The 6,998-nt window shown below is 52.1% G+C and carries 5 protein-coding genes; all 5 read left to right on the top strand.

Features of this window, described 5'->3' with window-relative positions; genetic code table 11:
- The first annotated feature begins 334 nt into the window (after positions 1-334).
- Complete coding sequence (gene rfbA / locus RR842_RS10575) at positions 335-1,231, top strand: glucose-1-phosphate thymidylyltransferase RfbA (protein ID WP_332729713.1); 897 nt, start codon at positions 335-337, stop codon at positions 1,229-1,231.
- Positions 1,232-1,238: 7 nt separating this feature from the next.
- Positions 1,239-2,312, top strand: a complete 1,074-nt coding sequence (gene rfbB, locus RR842_RS10570; RefSeq protein WP_332513158.1) for a dTDP-glucose 4,6-dehydratase — start codon at positions 1,239-1,241, stop codon at positions 2,310-2,312.
- Positions 2,266-5,178: a YfhO family protein gene (locus RR842_RS10565; protein WP_332729712.1), complete on the top strand. Its 2,913-nt coding sequence runs from the start codon at positions 2,266-2,268 to the stop codon at positions 5,176-5,178. The genes rfbB and RR842_RS10565 overlap by 47 nt, the downstream gene beginning before the upstream one ends.
- The gene (locus RR842_RS10560; RefSeq protein ID WP_332721840.1) at positions 5,171-6,430 is read left to right on the top strand and encodes a hypothetical protein; all 1,260 of its coding nucleotides are present in this window, start codon (positions 5,171-5,173) and stop codon (positions 6,428-6,430) included. The genes RR842_RS10565 and RR842_RS10560 overlap by 8 nt, the downstream gene beginning before the upstream one ends.
- A 48-nt stretch (positions 6,431-6,478) precedes the next feature.
- The coding region (locus RR842_RS10555; protein WP_332729711.1) for a glycosyltransferase family 2 protein at positions 6,479-6,998 on the top strand (520 nt) is incomplete at its 3' end.

Below are 6,998 nucleotides of genomic sequence, written 5' to 3'. Positions count from 1 at the left end.
ATTCTCACGCAAATGCCGCGGACTGCTGAGTGAGGCACTAGGCAAAAGATTAGTTCCGTATAAGCAAAATCCTATCTCGCGGTTTTGTGCTGCGATAGCTCCCCCTAGGCGATTGGCTTGGGGGGGGTGAGAGGACGAAAGCCTGGGTTGGGGAAGCGCGGTCAAGCACGCAGCATGGAGCCAATGCAGGTCCTTGCGGAGACCAGATCATGAAAACGCTGCGAAGTCGCTGGTTCTCCTTGTGGCAAGGGCGGGCTTCGGGGATAATCGTGGAAATGCTACGTCAGTATAGAAAACCGATGATTGCATACAACCACACGCAGAGAGAAGGCGCATGAAGGGGATTGTGCTCGCTGGCGGCTCGGGGACTCGCCTAGCACCGTTGACTAATGTTACCTCAAAACAGCTACTCCCTGTATACGATAAGCCAATGATTTACTACCCTCTTTCGGTATTGATGATGGCGGGTATCCGAGAGATACTCATTATCTCAACCCCTGAAGATGTGCCAAATTTTCGCAGACTCTTGTCGGATGGCAGCGCCTTGGGCCTCACGTTAAGCTACGCCGTGCAGCCATCTCCGGATGGATTGGCCCAAGCCTTTCTTATTGGTGAGAGCTTTTTGGCCGGCGAGGGCTGCGCACTCGTCTTGGGAGACAATATCTTTTACGGACGTGGCTTCGGCGGCTATCTGGAAAAAGCGGCACGGCTTGAACAAGGGGCGCTTGTTTTCGGTTGTCATGTTGATGACCCGACGCGTTTCGGGGTGCTAGGTTTCGACGAGAATGGGCGGGTGTCGTCTATTGAAGAAAAGCCAACTGACCCCTTGTCGAACTATTGTGTCACTGGCTTATACTTCTACGATAATCGTGTATGTGAATTCGCCAAGCAGGTGCGCCCCTCGGATCGCGGAGAACTGGAAATCACCGACCTAAATCGCTTGTATCTTGAGGAGGGCTCACTTGAGGTTATGCTGCTGGGCAGGGGTTTCGCCTGGTTTGATACAGGCACGACCGACGCTTTATTTGAGGCGTCGGAGTTTATTCGCGTAGTAGAAAATCAGCAAGGACTCAAGATTGCAGCACTTGAAGAAATAGCCTTCTCTCACGGGTGGATTGACGAAAGCGCTGTATTGATCTCGGCGGAGCGCTGTAAAAAGTCAGCATACGGAAAGCACCTTGAAGCGGTAGTGCGCAACGCGTCCACCGAAGCGGCCATACGGTTTGAATAGGATTGATATGACAAGTACTTACCTGGTTACTGGTGGCGCGGGTTTTATTGGAAGTAACTTCGTTCACGGTATACTAAATGCGTATACTGACGTAAAAATCGTCAATGTAGATGCCCTCACTTATGCGGGGAATCTCGAGAATCTTGAAAGCGTGCTCGATGACCCTCGGCATATCTTCGCTCATGCCGACATTCGGGATAGGCATGCCATGGACGCTCTTTTTGCCTTGCATAAACCGGATTATGTGGTGAACTTTGCTGCAGAAAGCCACGTCGATCGCTCTATTGAAAACCCATCCGTTTTTACTGAAACCAATGTTTCGGGTACTGTTTCGCTTCTGGATGCAGCTCGTTGCCATTGGCAAGACGGCGATGGTTGGGGCATGCATCGATTCCTTCAGGTTTCTACGGACGAGGTATACGGGTCACTTCCCCTGGAAGATTCTTCTGTCCTTTTCAATGAAAAAACACCCCTTAACCCTCATTCGCCTTATTCTGCCTCTAAGGCTGCCGCTGATTTGTTGGTTCAAGCTTATGGTGATACCTACGGCATGCCAGTTTGCATAACGCGCTGTTCGAATAATTATGGGCCCTACCAGTTTCCAGAAAAACTAGTGCCTCTGGTAATTAACAATGCTCTCAACCATCGCAAGCTCCCCGTGTATGGCGATGGACTGAATGTGCGCGATTGGCTTTATGTGGAAGATCACTGCCGCGCGATTGATCTCGTGCTGCGCGAAGGACGATCGGGGGAGGTTTATAATATTGGCGGAAACAATGAACGGGCAAATATCGAACTCGTTAAAACTATCGTCGAATATCTATCCCGTCATACCGATGCCGCCATTTCCACTGAGCTTATCGAATACGTAACCGATAGGCAAGGACATGATCGACGCTACGGTATTGATGCGTCCAAGATAAAGCAAGAGTTGGGTTGGGAGCCCCGCGTGGGCTTTGATGAGGGGATCAAGCTTACGATACGGTGGTATCTCGATCACGTAACATGGATTACCCATGCGGTAAGCGGGGAATATGAAAGCTATTATGAAAAAAAATACGGAAACGAAGTCAATGTTTAGAAGGATTAAGGCAAAGATAAACGGTCGTATCGAACGCACTCGATCTTGGGAGGGCGACGACCCGGCTCGTAAACGAAAAACTTACTGGAAAGCCTATGCGGCGAGTTTTTGCGTACTCGCTTTGGCGGCGTTGTTTGTGTATCCCTCAAACGGACGATCCCTCGTATGGAGCGTCGACGGTTTAGAGCAATACTATCCCTTTTTCATTTACGAAGGCCAGTGGATTCGTGAGATCGTCCAAAACTTGATTTCAGGTCAAGGACTACAAATCCCACTTTGGACGCACGCCCTTGGGTATGGAATGGATATTCCTTCCACGCTGGATGTTTTTTTCGATCCGCTTAACCTACTTTCGGCACTTTGTCCTGAACGTTACTCGGAATATCTCTTTCAGTTCCTCGTGGTTTTTAGGTTGTTCTTAGCGGGAGCGACCTTCTCTTTGTTTGCCTTCCGGTTTAAAACGGGGCGCTTTGCCACGCTCCTCGCGGCGCTACTCTATGCGCTTGGTGGTACGGCCATGGCGGTGGCTTTTTGGCCAGCGAGTGCCTGGCCGCTTGTCTTGTTCCCCCTGCTCCTTCTGGGCGCCGAGAAGGTTCTCGCGAGGGAGCGGCCCTACCTGTTTATCGTAAGCGTAGCGGCGTTTTTTATCATCTCTTATTACTTCTCATACATGGCGTGTCTCTTCCTCATACCCTATTGCGCTGCGCGTGTTCTTTTGACCCAAGGGCGTATGGGCATTCTTCGCTTCCTCGGATGGACTGCCCGGTTTTTGGGGTATGCGGCTATCGGTATTCTGATAGCCTGCTTCGCCTTGGTGCCGTCGATTATTGGTTTGTTGGGAATCGAGCGCGTTACAGATGTTGCCGTAACGGTTCCCCTGCTGTATCCGTTTTCCTACTACGGTTCCGCTTTTGCGGGCTTCTTGAGTTTCACTGGCGTAGGAAGCGACTGTTATATTGGCTTCGGTGGAATAGCGGTTTTAGCATGCGTACTGCTATTTGTTCGTCGTGGTGAAAATAAGCTTTTGAAGCTCGGTTTTTTGGGCATGACTGCCATGTTGCTGCTGCCGGCGGCAGGAAGTCTCATGAACGGGTTGAACTATGCGACGAATCGGTGGGTGTGGGCCTATGCTCTCATCGTGTGCTTTATCGTGGCGAAGATGCTGCCCTCGCTGGGTTCCCTCTCTAAGCGGGAGGTTAAAGCTGCCGGAATTGCAGTGGTAGTCTATGGGTTGTTGGTTTTCCTTATACCTCAAGCTCGTTCGGAGAAGACGTTTGCTGCGTTCGTTATCTTGATGGCTGTTTTGCTGCTGGTGGCGCAACGCGGTTTGACGGAGAGAGCTCGCCGTGCGGGTCTGGCCTTTTGTCTAGCTGCAGGGGTGGTGTGCAATACGTTCTATCTTGTGTCGCCCGATGAGGGGGGAGTGGGTTTTAACTCCTCGCCACTCGGTTCCCTCTACACTAAGCTTACCGCCGAAGCACCTAACCACCTGGTCGCAGACTTGAACGATCCGACGCTTTGGCGCTATGACGGCGATTCGACAGCTACCGTGCGTACGCGAAATGACAGCTTGGTACTGGGCCTTTATGGTATCGACTTCTATAACAGTTCATATAATAGTCATATCGACGATTATCACACTGAACTAGGCGTGGCTAAAACCAATATCAATTTCTCCTACAAGAACCTGGGCGGACGTGCGTTCTTGGAAACACTTGCGGGCGTGAAGTACTACCTTATGCCCGATCAAGCTGGAGTACGCCCTGCTTACAACTACGACGACCCCTCCAAGGTGGTTGCTTCTGGGCTGGTGCGCAACGCGCCGTATACGGTATATGAAGGCACCGACATCCTGCCCCTCGCATTCGTATACGATTCCTACGTTCCACGCTCCCTGTATGACGCCATGACGCCCGCTCAGCGTCAGGAAAGCCTTATGCAAGGCGTGGTTTTGGAAAATTCCAACCTCCCCGAGACTGGCCTTGATTTGAAATCGGAAACAAGACCCTACACCATCACAAGTACTTCGGGCCTCACTGTCGAAGAGGGGGTGATTCGCGTCGCCGAAAAAGGGGCTTCGATGCAGTTGTCTTTTGAGGGCCTACCTGACTGCGAGACGTATGTTTACTTCGACGGGTTAAACCATGAATCGCTGCCACCTCTTGAGTCCACTCCCAAGAAGGATTTCGATGCTATGTCGTGGTACCAAAAAGCTTACCTTCTTAAGCAAAATCTTGAATGGAGTGCGCCGACGGATTATCGAATTACGCTCACTGCTGATAAGGGGTCAGGCGTGCGCACAATCGAAAATTCTGATAACGACTGGCATATGTACGGCGGTAAAGACGAGTGGCTGGTAAACATGGGCTACTCCTCTGAGTCCCAGGCCACGGTGAATATTCGGTTTGATGTAAAAGGTGAGTATCATTTCGACGAGATGTCGGTGGTATGTCAACCGATGGAGGCTTTCAGCGCGCAAACCCAAGCGCTAAAGGCCGACCCTGTTCATGACCTCGCGTTCGACACCAATAAGATTACGGCAAACGTTAACCTCGACGCACCGAAGGCCGTGTTCTTCAGCGTGCCTTACTCGGAAGGCTGGACGGCGGTTGTTGATGGCGAGGAGGTTCCCCTCAAGCGCGCGAACACCGCGTTTATGGCGCTTGAATTGGAAGCAGGGAGCCATGATATAGAGTTACGGTACATGACGCCGGGCTTGCTCGAAGGTATGGTACTTACTTCGGTAGGGCTTTGTGCTTTTGCGGCCGTTGCGGTGTTTTATGCAGGGCGAAAACATCGGGGCAAGGCCATCGAAGCGAAGCCCGCACGACCCTCGATCGAAGAAGGATCTTCTCGCGATGCATAACAAACAAACTTCCCCAAGGCTTCTGGTGCTGGGTTCGATGCATGAATTCTGCCTTCTCGTTCAGAGGGCTCGCGAGCGGGGCTGTCGGGCGATTGTTGCCGATGGCTACGCCGACGGTCCCGCCCGCGCGTTTGCCGACGAATCCTATTTGGTCGACATTCGCAATCGAGATGCGGTGGCTGAGTTATGCCGTAAGCAGCATATTGATGTGCTGGTGGCCTCTTTTTCCGACATCCTCTTCGAGTCGGGATGCCTTGCTTCTCACGCAGTGGGGCTCCCCGCCACGTGTTCGCTTGAAGCGCTTGACTACCTGCGCGACAAAAATCTTATGAAGCGCATGTTCGACGATCTGGGTATACCTCATCCTGCGGGAAGGACGGTGCCTACGCGCAACGATGGCGACGATCTCGCCGATCTGCGTTTTCCTTGTGTCGTAAAGCCCCTCAATGGCTATGGTTCCTATGATCTTTGCGTTGCTCAGAGTGCGGAGGATGCAAGAGCGTTTGCTGACCATCTGGCATCCGAGGGTCATGATCAGGCTCTCGTTGAGGAATATGACACCGGTCACGAATTCAATATGATGTGTTGGGTGGTAGGCGGACGCGTGCATGTTCTGTCCATCGCCGACCGCGAAAAAACCTGGCGTGGCCCACGCGAGGTTCCTCATGTGAGTCGCATCGTCTATCCCAGTCGCTTTACTGCTGATGTTATCGATGAAGCATCCCGCTACGCCCAAGGTATCGCCGATTATCTTGGCCTGCTCAACAGTCCTCTCTGTATCCAGTTCTTCTGGTCGCCTGGCGAGGGCGTGCGTATCTGTGAAGTAGCTGGCCGTATATTTGGCTACGAGCACGAGCTTTTGGAATACGCCAGCGGGTTGGCGGTGGAGGACCTCTTGCTCGATCTAGCCCTTGGCGATGATGTCGCTCCTCGTTTATCTGCGCATGACCCCCTTGCCTTCTCTTCTTGCTGCTGCGGCGTGTACTTCCATACGCGCGGTGGTGATCCGGTTGACCTGGGGACGGCGCATGAGGTGTTCGAGGCAGCGGGGGCTCGGGAATGGCTTGTCTACTATGGTGAGGGAGAGGTTATGACCGAGGGGCGAGGGGGTAAGCCTTACGTGGCGCGAGCTTACCTGCAGGCTTCATCGAGAGAGCAGCTTGACGAAGCGACCCGGACGGTATTCGCCTCGTTCTCGGTTAAGGATGCCGAGGGCCGCCAGCTCGTTTTACCCAACGAACTGCCCGCCTAATCGGATAAAGAATACGCACATCGACGCCAAGGCAAGACGAGGGAGTTTATGAAAATATCGGTTGTCATACCCTGCTACTATTCCGAAAAGGTTATTGCTGACGTGGTTTTCCAGACACGTGCCGAGCTTGTGGCGAGCGGGTATGACTACGAGTTTGTTCTGGTAAATGATGGGTCTCGCGACAAAACCTTTCAAGCTATCGAGAAGCTATGCGAAGAGGATACTCGCATAAAGGGCATCGATCTTATGCGTAACTTCGGGCAACATAATGCCATTATGGCTGGTCTTCATGAGACTACCGGTGATGCGGTGTTGCTTATGGACGATGACATGCAGACGCATCCTTCGCAATGTCTGGCCCTTATCAAGGGGTTGGAAGATGGCGTGGATGTGGTGTTTGCTAAGTTTCATATCCATAAGGAAAGTCTATTTAGGCGTTGTGGTTCATGGTTCGCCATGTTTACCATTCGGGTGTTGGCAGGCTGCCCTAAAGGCATCACCGATAGTAATTTTTTAGTTATGCGCGCTTGCGTACGTGATGAAATGCTGTATTATGCCAGCTCCTCTG

Origin of the sequence: Gordonibacter sp., assembly GCF_036667095.1 — a bacterium.
Classification (GTDB): domain Bacteria; phylum Actinomycetota; class Coriobacteriia; order Coriobacteriales; family Eggerthellaceae; genus Gordonibacter.
The sequence above is the reverse complement of the archived record's forward strand: the minus strand, read 5'-3'. Positions and strand labels throughout refer to the sequence as shown.

Coding starts and splice junctions, on each gene's coding strand:
- rfbB (WP_332513158.1), top strand. CDS start 1,239: ATGACAAGTACTTACCTGGTTACTGGTGGCGCGGGTTTTATTGGAAGT.
- RR842_RS10560 (WP_332721840.1), top strand. CDS start 5,171: ATGCATAACAAACAAACTTCCCCAAGGCTTCTGGTGCTGGGTTCGATG.
- rfbA (WP_332729713.1), top strand. CDS start 335: ATGAAGGGGATTGTGCTCGCTGGCGGCTCGGGGACTCGCCTAGCACCG.
- RR842_RS10565 (WP_332729712.1), top strand. CDS start 2,266: ATGAAAGCTATTATGAAAAAAAATACGGAAACGAAGTCAATGTTTAGA.